We start from the raw sequence: 22,268 nt of genomic DNA, 5'->3' as shown, positions 1-22,268 counted from the left end.
GCGGGCCCGGCACAGCTGCTGCTGGCGAAGCGCAGCAGCGGGCACCGCGGCAGGAACCCGCTGGGCGAAAGCGCCAGCGGGTTTACATCAAGCTCGCAGCCGCGCGCGAGCAGCTTGCCGCGCTGGAGCGGCTCAAGCAGCTGCTGGCCGAGCACCCTGGCCAGCTGAACACCGTTCTGTTCTACGAGCGTGAACAGAGGCTGATCGCCCTTAGCGACAGCTACCGCGTCAAGCCGTCGCCGGAATTGTTCGGCGAGATTGAGCAGTTGTTCGGCGAAGGCGCTGTCGTCGTCAAATAGGAGCAAATGGCAAACTGCCCAAGCATAGATCACAGAAGCTCTTAGATTAACGGGAATTCTTAAAAAGTCCGAATGCTTGGGCTTCATTTGAAAATCGCGAAGCTTAAACATGGCGAAGCGATCCCTCATAGGACTGGCCTGAGCTATCCACAGCTAAGGCCAGTCCTATTTTTAACCAAATTCTGCCGATTTATATCAGTCACGGGCTTTTCGCTTTCTGTGCTTTCTTTGTTTTCGCCCTGCGCATTCTCCGCAAGCGAATTCAAAATGATGCACATATCTTCCGTTATCCGCATACATTTAGGGATACAAGCGGAGAAATGCGGGGGGCCAGCTGCTGCTTGCGGGCTAAAGGGATGCAGTTCCGCGAAAGGCTGCAGCGTTATCAGGGCTGCGAAAGCCGCATTGCCGCTGCTTACGCTGCATTATAGCGTACAAGCATGGGAGGGATGGATATGGCTTCTACATCCAAAATTGAAGAGTGGCTGGGCAAGCGCGGGGTGAAGGTCGATGATATTGCTGAAATTGTCTATACGCTGCAGCGTCCTTACAATGCAAGCTTAAGCATGAAGGAATGCGAGGACAGCGTCCGGGCTGTACTGGGCAAGCGCGAGGTGCAGTATGTGCTTTATACCGGCATTGCATTAGACGAGCTGGCGGAGCGCAAGTTATTGCCCGAGCCGCTTCAGGCGATTATGGAAAATGACGAGTCGCTGTATGGCGTGGACGAGACGCTGGCGCTTGGCATTACGAATGTGTACGGGATGATCGGGTTGACGAGTTTTGGATATTTGGATAAAGTGAAGCCTGGCATTATTAGTCAGCTTAATCTAAAGGGACGGCACATCCATGTGTTCCTCGATGATCTCGTTGCGGGACTTGCGGCTGCCGCATCGGCAAGAATTGCACATCAGGACCCAAAAGCGCAGCAATACCATTTGCCCGATTCCCCATGATTATGATACTATTATAAGATCATATGACCTGTTAACGGGACTTAGCTATGTTTAAGATGTAAACTTTGCCCGTAGCAAAGTTTTCAGGAGGTACCATAATGTGGACGGTCATTTATATCGCGCCAACAGCAAAAATCGCAGAAAATATCAAGAAACGGCTTACGGAAGAAGGATTTCTCGTGAAGATCCGTCCAGTCAATCTGTCTAAACAGCAATTTGAAATATTGGTGCCGTCGGGTGAGCTGGAGGAAGTACAGGAAGTGTTTAACTCCTTGTTTCAGCCGTAACGGATTCCCTTATTCGATTGCGCCTTGAGAGGTGTCATACGTGCAAATTAAGGACTTGTTTACGAAGAAGAAATACGCGACAGTACCTTCGGAGCGCCCTAAACGCGACATTCCGGAAGGACTGATGAATAAGTGTACGCGGTGCGGAACGATTCAATACAGCAAAGAGCTGGAGAAGAATCTGAAGGTCTGCTCCTCCTGCGGCTATCACTTCCGCCTTTCGGCTTGGGAGCGCATTGCCATGACGCTCGATGAAGGACAGCTGACGGAATACGATACAGAGCTTGTATCGGAAGATCCGCTTGGTTTCCCTGGTTATGCGAGCAAGCTGGAGCAGCAATTGGCTAAAAATCCGAATTTGCGTGAAGCAGTTGTTACCGGCGAAGGAACTATCGGCGGTCTTCCTGTCGTTGTTGCCGTCATGAGCTTTGACTTTTTCAGCGGCAGTATGGGGTCGGTCGTAGGTGAAAAAATAACGCGGGCTGTAGAAGCGGCGCTTGACAAGCGCCTGCCGCTTATTATTTTCTCCACATCGGGTGGCGCACGCATGCAGGAAAGCATTCTCAGCCTCATGCAAATGGCGAAAACTAGCGCAGCGCTCTCAAAGCTTCATGAAGCGGGCGGCTTGTTTATCTCGGTATTCACCGATCCAACGATGGGTGGCGTCTCGGCGAGCTTCGCAAGTCTTGGCGACTACAATTTGGCCGAGCCTGGTGCGTTAGTAGGCTTTGCAGGCCGCATTGTAATCGAGCAGACGATTCGTCAGAAGCTGCCGGACAACTTCCAGACGGCGGAATTCAATTTGCAGCATGGACAGCTTGATATGGTTGTACACCGTAACGACATGAAGCATATGCTGACCAAACTGCTTGATATGCATACCGCAGGGGAGGGATTGTCTAATGGCGGGTGAGCTTCCGTTCGAGAAACCGCTCAGTGATTTAAGAGAAAAGATAAAAACGCTGGAAACGCTCGCGGCTGGCAATGGCATGGATTTTTCCGAGGAAATTGCCCGGCTTGAGGAGCGCTGCAAGCAGCTGGAACAGGAAATGTACCAGGAGCTGACCCCCGCGCAAAAAATGCATGTAGCGCGCCATCATCAGCGTCCCACGACGCTGGATTTCATTCAGGCGGTGTTTACAGATTTCATCGAGCTGCATGGCGACCGCCTGTTTGCTGATGATTTGGCTATCGTAGGCGGCCTTGCCAAGCTGAACGGCGTACCGGTAACGGTTGTCGGACACCAGCGCGGCAAGGATACGCGCGATAATATCGCCCGTTTCTTCGGAAGTCCCCATCCGGAAGGTTTCCGCAAGGCGCTGCGTTTCATGCAGCAAGCCAATAAATTTAATCGCCCGATAATTACTTTTATTGATACGAAAGGCGCTTATCCTGGCAATACTGCTGAGGAACGGGGCCAATCGGAAGCAATTGCCCGTAATTTGCGGGAGATGGCTGGTTTCGGCGTGCCGATCATCTGCGTCGTTATTGGCGAAGGCGGCAGCGGCGGCGCACTTGCGCTTGGCGTGGGCAACCGGGTGCTTATGCTGGAAAATGCGATCTATTCTGCGATTTCGCCGAATGGAGCAGCCTCGATTCTCTGGAAGGATGCATCCAAAGCCGATCAGGCGGCGGAAGCGATGAAGATTACAGCCAAGGATTTATTGGCGTTTGAAGTCATCGAGGATATTGTGGAGGAGCCTCAGGGCGGTGCGCATCGTGACCTTGCTTATACAGCAGAGCACTTGAAGGCCAAGCTGTGGAGTCATTTACAGGAGCTGCGCGCCATGACGCCTGAAGAGCTGAAAGAAGATCGTTACAGCAAATTCCGCAAAATCGGCAAGTTCCAGATTGCTCAGCAGACGCGTGCAGAGGAACAGCAGACTACCCAGCTGCAAAGCGCGGCAGACGAGTCCTCCGAAGCCGCGGCAGCGGGCGGAGAAGCAAGCACGGAGAAGGCAGCGCTGCCGGAATCGGCGCAGGTATAGGTTTACAAATATTTTATACTGTACAAGCTGCCTGTAATCGTGTAATTTAAGTTGTGGTCAAGGTGAAACGGCTTTCGCCGTCCTATGGCGGCACAGCGCGTTTCAGTCCGAGAAATATAAGCCTATTTATATGTGAACAACTTATAAATTCTTATATTTTTAAAAGAAGATCATATAGCAAGGCCTACCATTCAAGCAGGCAATATAACGGAGGAAAACTAAACATGCGTAAAACAAAGATTGTATGTACAATCGGACCATCCAGCGAATCACTCGAAAACACGAAGAAGCTTATTCAAGCGGGCATGAACGTCGCTCGTCTGAACTTCTCCCACGGCGATTTTGAAGAGCACGGTAACCGCATCAAGAATATTCGTCAAGCAAATATCGAACTCGGCAAAACAACAGCCATTCTCCTTGATACGAAAGGTCCGGAAATTCGTCTGGGCAAATTGAAAGAAGAGCCAATTGAACTGGTGCAAGGCGAGAAAATCGCTTTGACAACAGAAGAGATTCTTGGCGATGTGACGCGCATTCCGATTACGTATACGGATCTGCCTAACGATGTTTCGGTGGGTTCGACCATTTTGATCGATGACGGCCTAATTGGCTTGACGGTTGAAGATGTGCAAGGAACAGAAATCATTTGCCGCATCGTCAACAGCGGTCAAATTAAAAGCAAGAAGGGCGTTAACGTACCAGGCGTAAACATCTCGCTTCCTGGTATTACAGAGAAAGACGCGAATGATATCGTCTTCGGTATTGAGCAAGGCGTAGATTTCATTGCGGCTTCCTTCGTGCGTAAAGCAAGCGATGTTTTGGAAATTCGCGAGCTTCTTGAGCGCCACAATGCTGGACATATCCAAATTATCTCTAAAATTGAGAACCAGCAAGGTGTAGACAACCTTGATGAAATTTTGGAAGTTTCCGACGGCCTGATGGTTGCCCGTGGCGACCTTGGCGTTGAAATTCCGGCAGAAGAAGTGCCACTCGTACAAAAATCGATGATTCAAAAATGTAATCGCGCTGGCAAGCCGGTTATTACAGCAACACAAATGCTGGATTCGATGCAGCGCAACCCGCGTCCGACTCGTGCTGAAGCGAGTGACGTAGCGAATGCGATTTTCGACGGTACAGATGCGATCATGCTTTCCGGCGAAACAGCTGCTGGTAAATATCCAGTTGAATCGGTACAAACGATGGCCCGTATCGCTGAGCGTGCAGAATCGGCTCTTGAATACCGTGAAATTTTCACGAAACAAGCGAATGCACAGCAAACAAGCGTAACGGAAGCGATCAGCCAAGCGGTAGCTAATTCCGCATTTGACCTGAAAGCGAAAGCGATCGTTACTTCGACGCAAAGCGGCTTCACTTCCCGTATGGTATCCAAATACCGTCCGAAAGCGCCGATCATTGCGGTAACGACAGAAGAGACGGTTATGCGTCGCCTGGCACTTGTATGGGGCGTTATTCCGGTTAAAGGCGCTTTGGTTGATTCCACAGACGGTTTGTTCGAAAATGCAGTAACGGGCGCACTGAGCACTGGCTTGCTTGCTCTTGGCGATACAATCGTTATTACTGCGGGTGTGCCTGTAGGCCGCTCTGGAACAACAAACCTGATCAAAATTCACCACATTGGCGAGCTTCTTGCACATGGACAAGGTATTGGCAGCCAAACGGCTATTGGTAAAGTTGTTGTTGCCCGCACGCCTGAAGAAGCCATTGCAAAAACAACACAAGGTTCGATACTGGTAACCGTATCGACTGATAAAGAATATATGCCTGCATTCGAGAAAGCGGCTGCTGTCGTAACGGAGCAAGGCGGCATTACTAGCCATGCGGCTGTTTGCGGCATTAACCTCGGCATCCCGGTTATTCTGGGCATTTCTAATGCAACGACCATTTTGGAAGATGGCATGGAAGTTACGCTTTACGGCGAAACAGGCGTTATTTACTCCGGCCAATCCAAATCTCTATAGTTTTCTAACTGCATATTTTCTGCTCGTATAGGTAGAGCAACAACAAGCGATGGTGAATTCACCGTCGCTTTTGTTGAAATTAAAGGGAGGTTGATAGGATGAGCAGCCCATTGTCCGGATGGTTCACGCACCCTCTGCGCGTCCGTTATCAGGAAACGGATCAAATGGGGGTCGTGTTTCACACCAACTATTTGAACTGGTTTGAAATTGGGCGTACCGAGCTGATACGCTCAGCAGGCTTTGACTATAAATCGATTGAACAAAGCGGCTTGCTGCTGCCTGTCATCGATCTGCATTGCCATTATGCAATGCCAGCGCGGTATGATGACACGCTGCTTATTTGCACGCGCATATCGGACTTTTCCTCCGTGCGCTTATCCTTTGAATCTGAAATTCGCAAAGTCGATGAGGCGTCGTTCAAGCCCGCTTTTTACATGCGGCAGGAAATGCTTCCGGGGGAGCGGCTTGTTACGGGAGGAACGAAGCATGTGTGGGTGAATAAGGAGTGGCGCCCTATGCGTTTGGACAAAGGGCTTCCTGCGCTGTATGATTTAATGAGGCAGATAACAAGCTAAAGGATGACGGCTGCTGCCTTCATGAAGTCGACGGGAGGAATTAGTAATGAAAAAATGGATAATCGCAGCATTGATTATATTGCCTTTGATTGAGTTTTGGGGCATCATGCAAGTAAGCAGCTGGCTTGGTGGATGGCAGACGTTTGGGCTCATTGTTCTGTTCAGTATGGCAGGTGCTTATTTAACGCTGGCGGAAGGACGCAAGGTGTGGACAGAGGCGCAGCTTCAACTGCAGCAGGGCCAAATTCCTGGGCGCAAGCTGCTTGAAGGCTTATGTGTGCTGGCTGGCGGCTTGCTGCTGCTGATTCCCGGATTTTTCACCGATCTAATCGGAATTACCTTTCTGCTGCCGTTTACCCGCTCCTTTTATCAGCAAATTATGCTGCATTGGCTGGAGAAACGGATACGGGAAGGCTCTTTTTCCATACGCAAGTTCTAATATGTTTACATTAGCTTTACAAATTATTAATATGACACGAATAGTTATAGCGCATAATAGGGGCATATATGAGGGAGGCGCACAAAATGACAAAACATTTGTCCCACTATGTTAACAGAGATTTGAGTTGGGCCGAATTTAACTGCCGGGTGCTTCAAGAGGCTCAGGATGTGGGCAATCCGCTGCTTGAGCGGGCTAAGTTTCTAGCAATTGTATCCAGTAATTTGGACGAATTTATGAGTGTGCGTGTAGCGGGTATTCAAGAGCAAATTAAAGCAGGCTATTCTAAAATTGATTTTACAGGCTACACCCCCGCAGGCTTATGGAAACGATTAATTAAACGCACGAATCAAATGGTGCATGATCAATATAAATCTTATCGGGACGTGCTGCGCGGTCTGGGACGGGAAGGCATTGCTATCCGTTCAATGGGCGAGCTGAATTTGACGCAGTCCAAAGCAGTATCGGAGTATTTTCATGAAATTGTATTTCCTGTCCTGACACCGATGGCGGTCGATCAGAGCAGGCCTTTTCCACTTGTACATACGAAGGAATTATATTTAGCCGTTTTATTGCGCCACCCGGAGGCTGCTCCTGATGAGGATCGGTTGTTTGCTATGGTTCAGGTACCGTCGATTTTAGCGAGATTTGTACCGCTGCCTGAGCGTCCGAATAGCAAAAAGCGTGAATATGTGCTGCTTGAGGATTTGATTGAGCAATTTATTGATACGCTTTTTAATGGGTATGAAGCTTTCGCTGTACACGCATTTCGTTTGACGCGCAATGCTGATTTTACGCTCAATGAGGATGCCGAGGATTTGCTGGAGGAGATCGAGAAGGAGCTGCGCAAGCGCCGCTGGGGCATCGCTGTCCGTCTTGAGGTTGCACGCGGCATGCATCCGGATGCACTGGATATCCTCAAGGATGAGCTGGAAATCGAGGATAATCTGATCGAAATTGATGGTCCGCTCGATTTGAGCTTTATGATGAAGTTTGCCCAGGCGATCCCAGGCTACGACCATTTGCGTTATGACAAAATGGAGCCTGTCTATCCAATGGAATTTGACGACACCGACGACATGTTTGAAGTCATTCGCCAGCGCGATGTGCTGATGTATCATCCATATGAATCGTTTGATGCGGTCAATGATTTTGTGATGCAGGCAGCTACCGACCCGGATGTGCTCGCGATTAAAATGACGATGTACCGGGTCAGCGGAAAGTCTACGCTTGTGCAAGCGTTGGCCGAAGCGGCTGAATCGGGCAAGCAGGTAACCGTTGTTGTTGAGTTGAAAGCACGATTCGATGAGGAGCGCAATATTGCCTGGGCGCGCCAACTGGAAAAAGCGGGCTGTCATGTCGTGTATGGATTGATTGGGCTTAAAACACATGCGAAAATATTGCTCGTCGTGCGACGGGAGCAGGATACGCTGCGCCGTTATGTGCATGTTGGAACAGGCAATTATAATGACAGCACAGCTACACTGTATACAGATATCGGCCTGTTCACATCGCATCCGACCATTGGCGGCGACGCATCAGCATTGTTCAACGAGGTAACAGGCTATTCGGACCCTTACGACTGGAAAGCTTTTGGCGTTGCCCCGACGGATCTGAAGCAGAAGCTGTTCCGTCTCATTGACCGGGAAATCGCCCATGTGGCGGCTGGAAAGAAGGGCCGTGTCATTGCGAAGATGAACTCGCTCTCCAATCAGGAGATGGTCGATAAGCTGTACGAGGCTTCGCAGGCAGGCGTGAAGATTGATTTGATCGTCCGCGGCGTATGCTGCTTGCGTCCTGGTGTTGCCGGCCGAAGCGAGAACATTCAGGTGATCAGCATCGTGGACCGTTATTTGGAGCATGCGCGGGTCATGTATTTCCACAATGGCGGGGATGAAGAAGTATATTTATCCAGTGCGGACTGGATGACACGGAACTTAATGAAGCGGGTGGAGCTCATGTGCCCGGTATACGACGCGCATTTGCGCCAGACGCTCATCAATATGCTGAACTTGAATTTGAATGACAATGTCAAAGCCAGAAAGCTGCAGTCAAACGGCACTTATGTTCATGTCGAGAATGAAAATAAACCGTTCCGCAGCCAATTCGAGGCCAGACATATTCCAGGCTGGAAAGTACAAGTATAGGAAAATTGAAAAACGCGGTGAAAAAGGAATGCTGTTTTCCTTTTTCACCGCGTTTTTCATATAACATTGTATAAGCTTTTTTTAAAAATACGCTTCTATTTCACTGCATCACAGCGAAAAAGGCATTGCTCTCAAAGGAAATCGAAGGGAAGCAGCGGCGTCTAAGCTTGAATATAATCAGGCAGCTCAAGCACAGGAGTCAGCTTCCACAGCTTGGTAAACTCGGGTGCGAGCTCAGTCACTTCCAGACGTTCAACCGTTAAGGCGCTGTTGGGACGCACAGCATGCAGCTTAAGCTGCTCGGGCGTAACAGAGACGGTAAGCCTGCTTAAAGCCTGAGTCTCGCTGCGGTCCAGCGCTGATGCGAGCTGTAGCAGCGTGCCCAGCCTGCATACGAGTACATAATCGGACTCGACAAGCATCTCCTTGTAAGGCCGGAGCTGCTGGCGGGCCCGACTTTTGCTTTTGTAGGAAGCAATCGATGCGGTAATCAGAATTTCCTTATGCGACAGTCCGTTCAGATGCGAATTGACGATCAAATAAAACGTATGCTTGGCATAGTCATAGTAGTCAATGGATGCGCCAATGCGGAACAGGCTTGAAGCAGCATCCAGCAAAATTCGCGCCCGCGGGTGCAGCTGATGCAGCTCCTCCAGCTCGTCGTACAGCTGCAAAGCAAGCCGGTTCACCTGCGATACATGCTGCATTGGGGCGGCCGGATGAAGCATACTGATGTTGTGCAGGCTGAATCCAAGCACATCCTGGTGCATGGAGCCCTCCGGGAACCGCGTGTCATGGAAAATGCCGTCGCGCAGACCGGAGCCGCAAATAATATAGCCAGAAGCTTTGGTTAGCTTGTAAAGGTGTCGCAGTACGGCGAGACCTGGCACAATAACGTCTACCCGGTCCTTGGATAGGCCGGGGAACTTGCTGCGCTTGTCCAGCGGCAGGGCGCGCAGCTGATCAAACACCATTTCGGTGTCGCCGCCGGGAATGGCATAATTATGCGTTTGCTGAAAAGGGTAGCTCGTCGCCGCTTGGTGGATTTTACCCAGCGCCCGTGCGGTGCCGCCTACACCAATTATCGGAAGCCCCTGTGCTTTAGCGAGCCATGGAGCAGACTTAAAGGCTTCAAGCGCAACATTGTCCAGTGCTCTCAAGGCTTCATCGCTGAGCATGCCCTTGGAGGCAAAACGCCGATTCAGGCTGACGCAGCCAAAAGGAAAAGAAACGGAATGGAGCAGCTTGCGCCCGCGAAAAAGCGATACTTCGGTGCTGCCTCCGCCAATATCGACAAGCAGTCCATCCTGTATATCCATGGCATTAATCATGCCGAGAAAGCCGAAAGCAGCCTCCTGCTCGCCGCTCAGCAGCTCTATGTCGAGGCCTGACTCGGCCTTAATCGCATCCAGCACGACCGTGCGGTTCGCGGCATTGCGGATCGCCGCCGTCGCGACAGCACGAATTTCCCCTGTACGGTTATGGGCGCAAATTAAACGAAAATGGCTGAGCGTGCCCAGCAGCTCGTTTACAGCCTCAGTTGATAGATTGCCGTGTTCATCAATGCGTTCGCTGAGCCGGGCGGGACGTTTGCTCCCGTCAATTACGCGGTGGGCTCCATTCGCGGTCCGCTCATAAACAACGAGCCTCACCGAGTTGGACCCTATATCGATTATTCCGATGCGATGTTCATTCATAGCGAACCTCCATTTTGTGCAAATATATGAGTTTAAAAGTTTCTTATGTATTTTCAATTGAATAACCTATTTTAACATAGCAGCAGAGGAATGTCCTAAGATGCGGCAGCAGATCATTCGGCTGTATCTCAGCGTGTTTTTTATCACTATTTATCGGGCAAATATTAAGGTGGGTAAAAAAATGCTTCCTTTGCGAATAAAATTGAGTTTGAATGTCATATTAAAGGAGGCAGTTCATTAAACATACTGGAGGTTTTAAGAATGAATCAGTTTTCACAAACGAATATTAGCCAACAGCTTTCACAATGCGAGCAGCTTCTACAGCAGTTGATGCAGCAGACCCAGCAAGCTTCCGGCATGTATCAGCAACTGCTGAAGCAAGAACAAGCGAATGCCGCACAGCTGGAGCAAATTGCTCAGCGCGAGCATCAAGCGGCCCACATTATCCAAACCTCATTGCAAGGTCACCAAAAGGCGATGCAGCAAATGCAGCAAATTTCTAGCATTTGCAATCAAATTTCCAGTTCAAATGCGAACCAGTCCTTTGCTTATCAGCAGCCACAGTACCAAGGATCGTCGTTTGGAGAGTTGAATCATTAATCTTCAAACCATTTCATCCTTAGTCTTATTATAAGGGAGAATGCCTGCTGCGCAGCATACCCTTGTCATTTCGACATCAAACAACAACGGCAAAAATGAAGCTGCGGCTGTTTCCCGGTATTTTGCCGGGGAGCGGTCGTTTCGTCTGTTTACAAACGTTTATTAAAGCTTGTATCGTGATCGGTTAGTACTCTGCCTGTTTTTCTGTTAAGATAGAAGACAGGTGTTTAAATTTAACTACATAAGCTGGAACCAGATCTGTCAGGGAGTCGAATGGTGCGATTATTTCACATGCTGGCGACCCATCACATTTTTCTTTCTTACCGATAAAGCATTTTTATATGTGCTTTTGTTCACTTTGTTGTCAAAATCATTTATGATTATACGGACGACATGGATTCGAATGATATTTTGCGATGTGAAATTTCCAAGCTAAAGGAGAGAGAACGATGACAGCAACTAAAGGTCTGGAAGGAATTGTCGCCGCCTCTTCGTCAATCAGCTCGATTATTGACGGAGTGTTGACATACCGCGGTATAGATATTGATGATTTGGCAGAAAATGCGACTTTTGAAGAGGTTGCCTATTTGTTATGGTATGGCAAACTGCCTAATCGTTCCGAGCTAGCAAAACTGCAAGAGCAGTTAGATGCATACACAGCAATTCCTGAAGGCGTTATCCAGCAAATCAAGCTGTACCCGAAGGATACGAATTCGATGGCGGCACTTCGTACAGCCATTTCAAGCCTTGCTCTATATGATGAGTCGGCGAATGAAATGACTGCTGAAGCTAATCAGTTGAAAGCGATTAAGTTGCAGGCGCAATTGCCAGCCGTTGTAGCAGCGTTCGCTCGCATTCGTGAAGGCAAGGATCCTATTGCTCCGAAGAAAGGCGTATCCATCGCCCATAATTTCTTGTACATGCTTACGGGTAAAGATCCCGAAGAGGTTGCTGTGAAAGCGCTTGATCAGGCGCTTGTGCTGCATGCTGACCATGAGCTTAACGCATCTACCTTTGCTGCACGTGTAACGGTAGCGACTTTGTCTGACATTTATTCTGGTGTTACTTCGGCAATCGGAGCGCTTAAAGGCCCGCTGCATGGCGGTGCTAATGAGGCGGTAATGGTTATGCTGGAGGAAATCGGTTCCTTTGCCAATGTTGAGCCTTATATCAACAATGCGCTTGCGAACAAGCAGAAGATTATGGGCTTCGGTCACCGTGTTTACAAAAACGGCGATCCACGCGCCAAGCATCTGCAAAAGATGTCGCAAGAGCTCGGCAAGCTGACAGGGAATTTGGAGCTTTATGAAATGTCGATCAAGATTGAAGAGCTGGTTACTGGTCAAAAAGGCCTCAAGCCGAACGTTGATTTTTACTCTGCTTCCGTCTATACGACACTAGGCATTGCACGTGATCTATTTACGCCAATTTTTGCGATTAGCCGCGTTTCCGGCTGGAGCGCTCATATTCTTGAGCAATACGAGAACAATCGCTTGATTCGTCCTCGCGCCGACTATATCGGTCCAGTTAACGCGAAATATATTCCAATCGACGAGCGCTAAGCGCTGCTGTTATTACGGTTACACAAATTAAAGGAGGAATTATAAACAATGGCTCAATTCGAAAAATTCGCATTACCTACTGAAGGCGACAAAATTACAATCGACAACGGTGTACTGAACGTTCCTAGCAATCCAATCATTCCTTTCATCGAAGGCGACGGCACAGGCCGTGATATCTGGCGCGCTTCAAAACGCGTACTTGACGCAGCTGTTGCGAAAGCTTATGGCGGCGACAAAAAGATCGCTTGGTACGAAGTTTTTGCCGGCGAAAAAGCATTCAATGAATACGGCGAGTGGCTGCCAGCTGATACGCTGACAGCAATTCGTGAATATATCGTAGCAATCAAAGGTCCTTTGACTACGCCAATCGGCGGCGGTATCCGTTCCCTGAACGTAGCGCTTCGCCAAGAGCTTGACCTGTACGTATGTCTGCGTCCTGTTCGTTACTTCGACGGCGTTCCTTCCCCTGTAAAACGCCCTGAGCTGGTTGACATGGTTATTTTCCGTGAAAACACAGAGGACATTTATGCTGGTATCGAGTACCAAGAAGGCTCCGCAGAAGTGAAAAAAGTAATCAACTTCCTGCAATCAGAAATGGGAGTTAACAAAATCCGTTTCCCTGAAACTTCCGGTATCGGCATCAAGCCGGTTTCCAAAGAAGGTTCCCAGCGTCTTGCCCGCGCAGCAATTGAATATGCGCTTAAGCATGGCCGCAAGTCGCTTACACTGGTACACAAAGGCAACATCATGAAGTTCACAGAAGGAGCTTTCAAAAACTGGGGCTACGAAGTAGCTGAAACCGAGTTTGCTGAGCAAACCTTCACTTGGGGTCAATATGACCGCATTAAAGAAGCAGAAGGCACTGACGCTGCAAATGCAGCACAAGCAGCTGCTGAAGCGGCTGGCAAGCTGATCGTGAAGGACGCTATTGCGGACATCGCTTTGCAGCAAGTTCTGACTCGTCCTACTGACTTTGACGTAATCGCAACGTTGAACCTGAATGGTGACTACCTGTCCGATGCACTTGCTGCGCAAGTTGGCGGTATCGGTATCGCTCCAGGCGCAAACATTAACTATTTGACTGGACATGCTATTTTCGAAGCTACGCATGGTACAGCACCTAAATATGCAGATAAAGACGTTGTTAACCCAGGTTCGGTTATCCTCTCCGGCGTTATGCTGCTTGAGCACCTTGGCTGGCAGGAAGCGGCTGACCTGATCTACAAAGGTCTGGAAGCGTCGATTAACAACAAAACCGTTACTTATGACTTTGCCCGCCTGATGGATGGCGCTAAAGAAGTGAAATGCTCCGAGTTCGCTGACGAGGTTATCAATAACTTTTAGAGCCAACAATATCTGGAGGTAATGAGACAATGGCAATCAAACGCAGAAAAATTACAGTTGTCGGAGCAGGCTTCACAGGCGCTACAACTGCCCTGATGGCAGCACAAAAAGAGCTTGGCGACGTTGTGCTTGTCGATATTCCGCAATTGGAAAACCCGACAAAGGGCAAAGCGCTTGACATGCTTGAATCGACACCAGTACAAGGCCTTGATGTTAACATTATCGGTACTTCTGATTATGCAGATACGAAGGATTCCGATGTCGTTATTATTACAGCGGGCATTGCCCGTAAACCAGGCATGAGCCGTGACGATCTTGTTAACACAAACGCGGGTATTGTGAAATCCGTTTGTGAGAACGTAAAGGCAACAAGCCCGAACGCTTATGTTATTATTCTCAGCAACCCGGTTGACGCTATGACTTACGTTGCTTACCAAGCGCTTGGTTTCCCTAAAAACCGCGTTATCGGCCAATCCGGCGTTCTTGATACTGCTCGTTACTGCACATTTATTGCGCAAGAGCTTAACGTTTCCGTGGAGGATGTTCGCGGCTTCGTGCTTGGCGGTCATGGCGACGATATGGTTCCACTTGTTCGTTATTCCAACGCTGGCGGCATTCCAATTGAGAAGCTGATCTCGGCTGAGCGCATCGAAGCAATTGTAAAGCGCGCTCGTGTTGGCGGCGGCGAAATCGTTAATCTGCTCGGCAACGGCAGCGCTTATTATGCGCCAGCTGCAGCGCTTGTGCAAATGACAGAAGCGATTTTGAAGGACAAAAAACGCATTATTCCAGTTATCGCTTACCTTGAAGGCGAATATGGCTATGACGATCTGTTCATGGGCGTACCAGCGGTTATTGGCGGCGATGGCATTGAGAAGGTGCTGGAGCTTGATTTGACGGCAGAAGAAAAGGCTGCGCTTGATCAATCGGCGCAATCGGTTCGCAATGTCATCCGAATCGTATCTGCTTAATGGATTTAGCCAAAGCAAGCTGGCTTTTATAAAAGATTTGGTACGGGAGGACCCTGACACTTTGCTGGCAGGGTTTTTCCGTTTGAAATATAAGCATTTATAAGTTTCACCCTTATAATGGGCTTATATTTGTAATTGGTCTATTATATAGGATGCTTATCGTGAAAAGGGAGGGAAAGAAGCATGCTGGAGCAAGCTAGAGCCGAGCTGAAACGGGTGTACGGCTATGACTCGTTTCGACCTGGACAGGAAGCCATTATTCAAGGAATACTGGAAGGCCGGGATACGCTTGCCATTCTCCCGACTGGCGGAGGCAAGTCCGTCTGTTATCAAATACCGTCCCTGCTGCTTAATGGAACAACACTTGTTGTTTCTCCGCTTATATCGCTTATGAAGGATCAGGTCGATGCACTGAACAGGCTAGGCATTCCAGCGGCATTTCTGAACAGCTCGCTTGGGGCTGTAGAATACCGCGAAGTGCTGCGAAGCGCGTTCAGAGGCGATTACAAGCTGCTGTACGTGGCGCCAGAGCGGCTGGATGCCCCAATGTTCAGCTCGCTTAGCGAGCAGATGGAAATTCCGATGATCGCCATTGATGAGGCACACTGTGTTTCACAGTGGGGGCATGACTTCCGCCCAAGCTACCGCCAGCTCGCGGGCTGGATCGGACAGCTGGCTAACCGTCCGCTAGTTGCAGGCTTTACCGCAACGGCAACGGATGAGGTCGCGCGGGATGTATCGGCTATGCTGGGCATGCATGATCCAAATATTTTTGTCAGCGGCTTTGCAAGGCCGAATTTATCGCTGTCGGTCATTAGCGGTGCGGACAAGAAGAAGTTTTTGCAAAAGTTTATAACGGAGCGCGAAGAGCAGTCGGGCATTATTTATACGGCCACGCGCAAAGAAGCCGAGTCCGTGCATGACCAGCTCGTACGCAAAGGTATTGCCGCAGGCAAATATCACGGCGGTCTGTCCGACGAGGAGCGGGCTACGACGCAGGAGCGCTTCCGTTTCGATGAGCTGCGCGTTATGGTCGCAACGAATGCGTTTGGCATGGGCATCGACAAGCCAAACGTGCGTTATGTGCTTCATTGGCAAATGCCGGGCGACGTTGAGTCATATTATCAGGAAGCGGGACGGGCCGGACGCGACGGTGAGGAAAGTGAATGCATTTTGCTGTTCGAGCCTCAGGATGTCCAGGTGCAGCGGTTTTTGATCGAGCAGGGCGTTGGCGATACAGAACGGAAGTCGATTCAGCTGTCCAAGCTGAATACGATGATGAACTACAGCCGAACGCATCGCTGCTTGCAGCAGTTTATCGTCGATTATTTTGGCGAGAAGAATGTAGAGCCGTGCGGTAAATGCGGCAACTGCCTCGACAAAAGCGAGCTCGTTGATCGTACGTCAGAAGCGCAGAAGGCGCTTTCCTGCGTTGGCAGAATGCGCGGGCGGTTCGGCGTGACGATGGCAGCTAAAGTGCTTAAAGGCTCACGCGACAAACGGCTGCTGGAGTTCAGGCTGGATGAGCTCACTACATATGGGCTGCTCAGCAGCTGGCCGGAGAAGGAAATTACAGATTGGCTATATTGGCTTGTAGCCGAGGGCTACTTGCGGATGAGCGATGGGCAATATCCGACCGTCTCGCTCACGACGAATGCTCTGCCTGTTCTGGAAGGCAAGGAGACGGTCATGCAGCGTCTGAGGACAACGGTAAAACGCCGGGATTCGGGGCAGGGCGGAATGGCTTCGCCGCTGTTCGATGCGCTGAAGCAGTGGCGCAAGGAGACGGCAGCCCGCGAAAATGTGCCGCCGTTTATGCTGTTTTTTGATGCAACGCTCAAGGAACTGGCCGATGCTAGGCCACTCACGGAAGATGAGCTGCTGCAAACGAAAGGGATTGGTGCAGCCAAGGCGCGGAAATATGGCGCGGAGGTGCTGGCTATTATCGGCGAGCATGCAGGCAAGCCAAACGAAGCAACTGGTGGTGCAGCAGGTGGTGCGGCTTCCTTTGGCTCCGGGCAGGTGCCTTCCAGTGGGCAATCTAGGACTGCTTCAGCAGAGTCGTCCAGCAGGGCAGCGAGCGATGAAACGCCCAGCCATGTGCTGTCTCTAGAGCTGTTTAATGAAGGCAAATCGCCGCAGGACATTTCCGCAGAGCGCGGCCTCAGCCGGGTAACGGTGGAAGGGCATATTATACGCTGTGCGGAGGAGGGCTATGAGCTGGACTTTAGTCGAATTATTCCTGCCCATCGTGAAGAGGAAATTGTGGCAGCTATTATGGAGCTGAGTCCTGAGAAGCTGCGTCCGATTAAAGATGCGCTGCCTGACGATGTCGATTATTTTGCGATCCATGCCGTTATTTTTAAATACGGTCTGAAGGCAGAAGATTGAGTAGAAGATAACTTTTTAACAGATTAAGCTGCTCGGTTTATGGAAGTTCTTTGTATTTGCTAGGTTCATTTAGTATACTGTGTTTAGTAGAAAAACGGTGCAAGTGCAGCGCTGGCGGGGCACTCTTCGTGTCGCAACAATGAAGCTTACGCTACTCGCGTAAGCTTTGCCATGCGAGAATTAGGTAGATGCTTACGAAGCGCATATTGCCTCGCAAATTTTATTAGGAGGAAAGCTGAATGTATAATGTAATGGTTTTACTGCATTTATTGGGCGCTGTAGGGATGGGTTTTTATATCGTGCTTCCGATTATGATTGGCCGGGCATCGAAGCTCGCGGGAGTAGGGCAGGAAGGCTTGGCTGATGGCCTGCTTTCGGCGAATCGGGTCGCGCAATATTTTCTCATTGTCCAACTGCTGACAGGCGGCTACATGATGTCGAAAGCCGATTACTCGGTAATCTGGATGATTATCGTAACGGTTCTGTTTTTGGGTATTGCCGCATTGGGCGGCATTATTACGAAGCCGTTGAAGCGCATCGTTTCCTCCATTCGTGAGGGACAAAGCGCCTCCGTACATATCGGCAAAGCTCGCGTTATGAGCCTGATCGTGCTGGTGCTGTATTTGGTTGTTATTTATTTCATGCGTTTTCCGATTTTTGCTACAGTGTAGCAGTCGCAAGTGAACACCGTGTTGTTTGATTATGGAAGGAAAGCGAACTCAAATCAACGTTGCAGGGGGCGGAGAATGTGGGACAAGCATCACCAGACATCATTACATTCGGAGAATCGATGGCGCTTTTTATGCCGCAGGAGCATAAGGCGCTTGAACGGGCGACTACACTGGAGCAGGGCTTCGGCGGTGCCGAAAGCAATGTCGCCATTGGCCTTTCACGCTTAGGCAGCTCGGTCGGCTGGTTCGGCGCTCTTGGCAATGATCCTTTCGGCCGGATTATATTGAAAACGCTTCGCGGTGAAGGGGTAGATGTATCCCGCGTTAGGCTGAGCGAAGAAGCACCCACGGGTATGATGTTCCGCGAGACGGTAGCAGGCCGCATGGCGGTGCATTATTACCGCAAGCATTCCGCTGCAAGCCGGATGGAGCCGGAGCAGCTTGATGAGGCGTATATCCAAGGAGCGAAGCTGCTGCATGTAACAGGAATTACAGCGGCGCTTAGCGATAATTGCCGCCGGACAGTACGGAGGGCCATTGACATTGCAAAGGATGCTGGTGTCAAAGTAAGCTTCGATCCCAATTTGCGGCTGAAGCTTTGGTCGATCGAGGAAGCACGGGAAGTGCTGCTGCCATTCGCTGCTGATGCGGATTATTTTTTGCCGGGCTGGGATGAACTGATGCTGCTGTACAGCACCGATAGCTATGATGCGGTGAAGCAAAAGCTGCTTGAGCTGGATGCGGTGACGATCATTAAAGGCAAAGAGGATGCGACGATCGTGCTGGAGGGCGGCGAGGAGACGGCTGTTCCTTTCTACAAGGCAGAAAAGGTGATTGATACGGTCGGAGCGGGCGATGGTTTTTGCGCTGGCTTTTTGGCAGGCATTATGAAGGGAATGACGCCTGTCGATGCTGTAAAGCTTGCCAGCATCAATGGCTCACTCGTCGTTCAAATGCGCGGAGATTGGGAGGCGCTTCCAGAATGGAGCGTTGTCGAGCAGCGAATGAGCGATAAAGCGTGGGTGGAGCGTTAATTATGGCAGAAGCGAATGTTCCGTCGTCTAAAGGACAGCGCCGCCGCGAGGCGATTTTGCAGCTGCTTAAGCAGCAGGGGCGCGTTACGATTTCCGAGATTGTGGAGCAATTCGATTGTTCGGAAGCGACCGCAAGAAGAGACTTAGAGCAAATGGAAGCCAGCTATCCGATTATCCGCACCATTGGCGGGGCGATGTATGATGGACTCAGCGTCGTTCGTGATATGGGTTTTTCGGAAAAGCAGGATATTTCGTACTTGGAAAAAGAAAGAATTGCCGCGAAGGCCGTATCGCTTATTCAGGAGGGCGATGTTATCGGCCTGTCCGGCGGCACGACCAATTATTTGATCGCCAAGCAGCTTAAGCTCAGAAGCGGCATTACCGTCGTGACGAATGCGGTTAATATTGCGATGGAGCTGGCGGGAAGCCCCATTCAAGTCGTTGTAACGGGCGGCATTATGCGCCATAACAGCTTTGAGCTTTGCGGGCCGCTGGGAGAAGGCATGGTCGATCATTTGAATATTGGCAAAATGTTCATTGGCGTCGATGGCGTATCGGCAGGCGGAGGCATTACGACGTATTCGGAACAGGAAGCGCAAATTGCCAAGGCGCTAATTAGACGCTCCGTTGAGACGTATGCGGTATTCGATCAGACGAAGGTTGGCAAAATGTCACTGTTCTCGATTTCGCCGCTTGCAGCGCTGCAAGCTTTCATTACGGATCAGCCGATTGAAGGCGAGCTTAAGTTAGCGGCACAGCAGCTGAATATTGACGTTTACGTGGCAGATACGAATGGTTAAGCACGGTAGGCAGCAGGAGCAGGGAAATTGGCTCCTGCTGCCTACTTCTATATCCCTAGCCTGTTTCGTTTAAAAGCGGAATTTAATCCACTAGCTTTCGTGTAGTATTGACAATAAATAAACGATCGTTTATTATCGACTCATGAGACTAAGAGATGAAAATAAAATCGAATTAATTTTTGAAGCTACGATTCAATTGATAAATGAAATTGGTGTTTCGGAAACGTCTATTTCCAAAATCGCCAAGCGGGCGAATGTGTCTGCGGCTACGATTTACATTTATTTCGAGAATAAGGAGGATATGTTAGGCAAGACGTATTTAAAAGCGAAGAAAATAATGAGCGATAAGCTGTTTAATGGGGTAGACCATTCTGCACCGATCCAGCAGCGGTTTGATCTGTATATTCGCAATTTTATCCAGTTTGTGCTGAATCACAAACAATATTTTTTGTTTATGGAGCAAATCTCGAACTCGCCATTGCTGCAAAATTGGTGCCTGGAAGAAACGGCGGCTCTTTATCTGCCTATATTTGAGTTGTTCGAGAGCGGAAAGCAGCAGCAGCTGTTCAAGGAAGTAGATAATCATATGCTCATTACGTATTCTATTCTGCCGATAGCTGAACTGGCTAAAGAGCAGTTCAAAGGTGATTTCGAGTTAACGCCTGAAACGCTAAATACAGCAATAAAAATGAGTTGGGACGCTATAAAGAGATAAATTTTTTTGAAGTTATATAAATGATCATTCATTTATTAAATGGAAAGCAACGGAATTGGACCGATGAAAGCATGGTCAATGACTATTTCCGCTGCTCCTGCTCGAGAGCAGGAGGTCAGCTGACTTCACTCAAGGGAGCTGACCTTGATTCTACGCCGCCCTGTTAGTTTCATCTGCATCAAATAGATACCGTAGCTCTGTAATAAAATAAAGCAAGGGAGCAGATCGAGCCGATATCTCGCCTGTATTTCGATCCAAAGCTGCACGAACGCATAGCCTAGCAGTAAAATCAGAAACAGCATATAGCTGGCGTTCTGCTGCTTGGCATACCGGCTTCGCCATAAGCTGTACAACGAATATACCCCAGCTGCGCTCATCGCAGTGAAGAGGAAGCGCTCCGTTATTTTCAGGAGAGCAGCAAGCTCAGGCTGATTTTTATCCTTTAAGCTCCACATGACCGCTGAATCCTCTTCGCCCCAAAAGATAGCGAGCTTGCGCGCGAATAAGGAGGAGACTGCGGCCGGATCAGCGAGACGCTCTTTGATTAATTCTAGCTCTGCTGCGTCACGCTCCTCGCCAAGCTTAAATTGCAGCACGTATTTGCCGTCCTCAAGCGACCATCTGCCATCGGTTTCCGCATTTAGCCCAACGACAAATTTCCAGTAAGGCTCTCGGTTCGATAACGGGTACTGCGTGGCCCCGCTTTGCATGAGTGCAAAGCTGGCCAAAGATTGCACCATATAAAAAATAATGAGCACGCCAGCGGCACGAGCAAGCAATCCGAAAGAGGATGCTCCGTTCGGTGACCCGGCAGGTGTAAAATCGTCCGAGTTAGCTTTGAACAAGCGAAATAACAGTAGAAAGGCAACAAAGCCAGCTAAATAAACGAGGCTTAACGGCCTCATGATGTTCGCCAGTCCGAAGGTGAGGCCGATTAGAAGCCAGCCATATTTGTTTTCGAAGCTCTTATTAATAATGAGCAGGCAGCCGAGTGTGAAAAAGAATGTCGACCAGTGCTGATTCGTCAGCACCGAGCACATGATGATATTGGGAATATACAGCGCATACAGCAGCCCCGCAATTCGCGCCGTATGCTCGTTAAACAGCTCTAGGGCAGCATAATAGACGAGCAGCACGGTTGCTGCACTAAACAGCACATTAACTAGCTTAAGCATGAACAGCGCCGCTCCGCCAAATAGCTTGATCATACCCGCTTCATACATCGTAAAGCCAAACTGGTACACCCAGCTGAGGAAATATTCATCCTGATTAAATGAAAAATCGCCTGCTGCTGCTAACTGGGCAGCATTATACATAAAAAGGAAATCGGAATCGGGAGGTGTATCGATCCATATAATCCAGCCGAGCCGGGTCAGCAGGCTGACCGCCATTAGCGCAAGCAAATAGCCTTTAGCCGATATGCTGCGTCCAAGCGACCAAGAGGCGGCAAGTATAAAGATAAAAGTGAGTAAAACGCCGCTAGCGGCGAGGTAGGGATTTTGGAGCAGCTGCGTTGTATTCATAAAGGAAGCAGCGAAAACGACAACGAAAAACAAGCCTCCTATAAAAGTGAGCGTTTGGGCAGATAAAGAACGAATGGATTGGAATGACTGGAATAAGCGCATAGCTTCTCCTTTCTTTAAGTGGAATGACTTATCCAATTTTATCCGATATGGGATCAAGAGGCTAGCCGCAAGTTGAATTTGGCTAAAACTAGCGGAAATAAGCTTCATTAAAGCGAAAAAGCGAAGTCTATGCCGTATATCCGAAACGGATAAAGCCGCCCCTGCTGTTAGGCAAGGGCGGCTTTATT

The 22,268-nt window shown here is 49.5% G+C and carries 20 protein-coding genes; 17 read left to right on the top strand and 3 right to left on the bottom strand.

The features are described 5' to 3' along the window. The coding region (locus tag WH37_RS35345; protein WP_156182223.1) for a hypothetical protein at nucleotides 1-410 on the bottom strand (410 nt) is incomplete at its 3' end. A 344-nt stretch (nucleotides 411-754) separates the two neighbouring features. On the opposite strand from WH37_RS35345, the gene WH37_RS04880 reads away from it, so the two are divergent. The 8 genes from WH37_RS04880 to ppk1 all read left to right on the top strand — a co-directional run bounded on the left by WH37_RS04880 (nucleotide 755) and on the right by ppk1 (nucleotide 8,670). After that, a complete protein-coding gene (locus WH37_RS04880) occupies nucleotides 755-1,255 on the top strand; it encodes a phosphatidylglycerophosphatase A family protein (RefSeq protein ID WP_082110655.1) in 501 nt (166 codons plus the stop codon). A 98-nt stretch (nucleotides 1,256-1,353) separates the two neighbouring features. Further along, nucleotides 1,354-1,542 (top strand): hypothetical protein, encoded by a 189-nt coding sequence (locus WH37_RS04875; protein WP_046229439.1) that lies wholly within the window; start codon nucleotides 1,354-1,356, stop codon nucleotides 1,540-1,542. Between the two features lie 40 nt (nucleotides 1,543-1,582). After that, complete coding sequence (gene accD, locus WH37_RS04870; RefSeq protein ID WP_046229438.1) at nucleotides 1,583-2,455, top strand: acetyl-CoA carboxylase, carboxyltransferase subunit beta; 873 nt, start codon at nucleotides 1,583-1,585, stop codon at nucleotides 2,453-2,455. Further along, complete coding sequence (locus tag WH37_RS04865) at nucleotides 2,445-3,530, top strand: acetyl-CoA carboxylase carboxyltransferase subunit alpha (RefSeq protein WP_046229437.1); 1,086 nt, start codon at nucleotides 2,445-2,447, stop codon at nucleotides 3,528-3,530. The genes accD and WH37_RS04865 overlap by 11 nt, the downstream gene beginning before the upstream one ends. 224 nt (nucleotides 3,531-3,754) lie before the next feature. Then, nucleotides 3,755-5,509, top strand: coding sequence for a pyruvate kinase (pyk, locus tag WH37_RS04860; protein ID WP_046229436.1), 1,755 nt, complete (start codon nucleotides 3,755-3,757; stop codon nucleotides 5,507-5,509). A gap of 98 nt (nucleotides 5,510-5,607) precedes the next feature. After that, nucleotides 5,608-6,084 (top strand): acyl-CoA thioesterase, encoded by a 477-nt coding sequence (locus WH37_RS04855; protein ID WP_046229435.1) that lies wholly within the window; start codon nucleotides 5,608-5,610, stop codon nucleotides 6,082-6,084. Nucleotides 6,085-6,130: 46 nt separating this feature from the next. Continuing rightward, nucleotides 6,131-6,523 (top strand): FxsA family protein, encoded by a 393-nt coding sequence (locus WH37_RS04850; protein WP_046229434.1) that lies wholly within the window; start codon nucleotides 6,131-6,133, stop codon nucleotides 6,521-6,523. Between the two features lie 86 nt (nucleotides 6,524-6,609). After that, the gene (ppk1, locus tag WH37_RS04845; RefSeq protein WP_143088445.1) at nucleotides 6,610-8,670 is read left to right on the top strand and encodes a polyphosphate kinase 1; all 2,061 of its coding nucleotides are present in this window, start codon (nucleotides 6,610-6,612) and stop codon (nucleotides 8,668-8,670) included. 161 nt (nucleotides 8,671-8,831) lie between these two features. Here the strand turns inward: ppk1 and WH37_RS04840 are convergent, their stop codons facing one another. After that, nucleotides 8,832-10,367 carry a Ppx/GppA family phosphatase gene (locus tag WH37_RS04840; protein ID WP_046229432.1) on the bottom strand — a complete coding sequence of 512 codons (1,536 nt, stop codon included), beginning with the start codon at nucleotides 10,365-10,367 and terminating at the stop codon, nucleotides 8,832-8,834. A 261-nt stretch (nucleotides 10,368-10,628) separates the two neighbouring features. Between WH37_RS04840 and WH37_RS04835 the strand changes: the two genes are divergently transcribed. From WH37_RS04835 to WH37_RS04795, 9 genes are all read left to right on the top strand, one after another. Then, the gene (locus WH37_RS04835; RefSeq protein WP_046229431.1) at nucleotides 10,629-10,967 is read left to right on the top strand and encodes a hypothetical protein; all 339 of its coding nucleotides are present in this window, start codon (nucleotides 10,629-10,631) and stop codon (nucleotides 10,965-10,967) included. 449 nt (nucleotides 10,968-11,416) lie between these two features. Then, on the top strand, nucleotides 11,417-12,529 hold the full coding sequence (citZ, locus tag WH37_RS04830) for a citrate synthase (protein ID WP_046229430.1): 1,113 nt from the start codon (nucleotides 11,417-11,419) through the stop codon (nucleotides 12,527-12,529). 48 nt (nucleotides 12,530-12,577) lie between these two features. Beyond that, nucleotides 12,578-13,873 (top strand): NADP-dependent isocitrate dehydrogenase, encoded by a 1,296-nt coding sequence (gene icd, locus WH37_RS04825; protein ID WP_046229429.1) that lies wholly within the window; start codon nucleotides 12,578-12,580, stop codon nucleotides 13,871-13,873. A gap of 29 nt (nucleotides 13,874-13,902) precedes the next feature. After that, nucleotides 13,903-14,844 (top strand): malate dehydrogenase, encoded by a 942-nt coding sequence (gene mdh, locus WH37_RS04820; protein WP_046229428.1) that lies wholly within the window; start codon nucleotides 13,903-13,905, stop codon nucleotides 14,842-14,844. Nucleotides 14,845-15,027: 183 nt separating this feature from the next. Further along, complete coding sequence (recQ, locus tag WH37_RS04815) at nucleotides 15,028-17,235, top strand: DNA helicase RecQ (RefSeq protein ID WP_046229427.1); 2,208 nt, start codon at nucleotides 15,028-15,030, stop codon at nucleotides 17,233-17,235. Between the two features lie 239 nt (nucleotides 17,236-17,474). Further along, complete coding sequence (locus WH37_RS04810) at nucleotides 17,475-17,906, top strand: hypothetical protein (RefSeq protein WP_046229426.1); 432 nt, start codon at nucleotides 17,475-17,477, stop codon at nucleotides 17,904-17,906. A 77-nt stretch (nucleotides 17,907-17,983) separates the two neighbouring features. Beyond that, nucleotides 17,984-18,940, top strand: coding sequence for a sugar kinase (locus tag WH37_RS04805; protein WP_046229425.1), 957 nt, complete (start codon nucleotides 17,984-17,986; stop codon nucleotides 18,938-18,940). Nucleotides 18,941-18,942: 2 nt separating this feature from the next. Beyond that, the gene (locus tag WH37_RS04800) at nucleotides 18,943-19,740 is read left to right on the top strand and encodes a DeoR/GlpR family DNA-binding transcription regulator (protein ID WP_046229424.1); all 798 of its coding nucleotides are present in this window, start codon (nucleotides 18,943-18,945) and stop codon (nucleotides 19,738-19,740) included. 142 nt (nucleotides 19,741-19,882) lie between these two features. Beyond that, a complete protein-coding gene (locus tag WH37_RS04795; protein WP_046229423.1) occupies nucleotides 19,883-20,455 on the top strand; it encodes a TetR/AcrR family transcriptional regulator in 573 nt (190 codons plus the stop codon). Nucleotides 20,456-20,580: 125 nt separating this feature from the next. Here the strand turns inward: WH37_RS04795 and WH37_RS04790 are convergent, their stop codons facing one another. Then, entirely contained in the window at nucleotides 20,581-22,080 is a 1,500-nt protein-coding gene (locus WH37_RS04790) for an ArnT family glycosyltransferase (protein WP_052736809.1), read from the bottom strand. Nucleotides 22,081-22,268 lie beyond the last annotated feature (188 nt).

Origin of the sequence: Paenibacillus algorifonticola, assembly GCF_000971975.1 — a bacterium.
Classification (GTDB): domain Bacteria; phylum Bacillota; class Bacilli; order Paenibacillales; family Paenibacillaceae; genus Pristimantibacillus; species Pristimantibacillus algorifonticola.
This window is presented reverse-complemented; position numbering and strand designations above follow the sequence as displayed.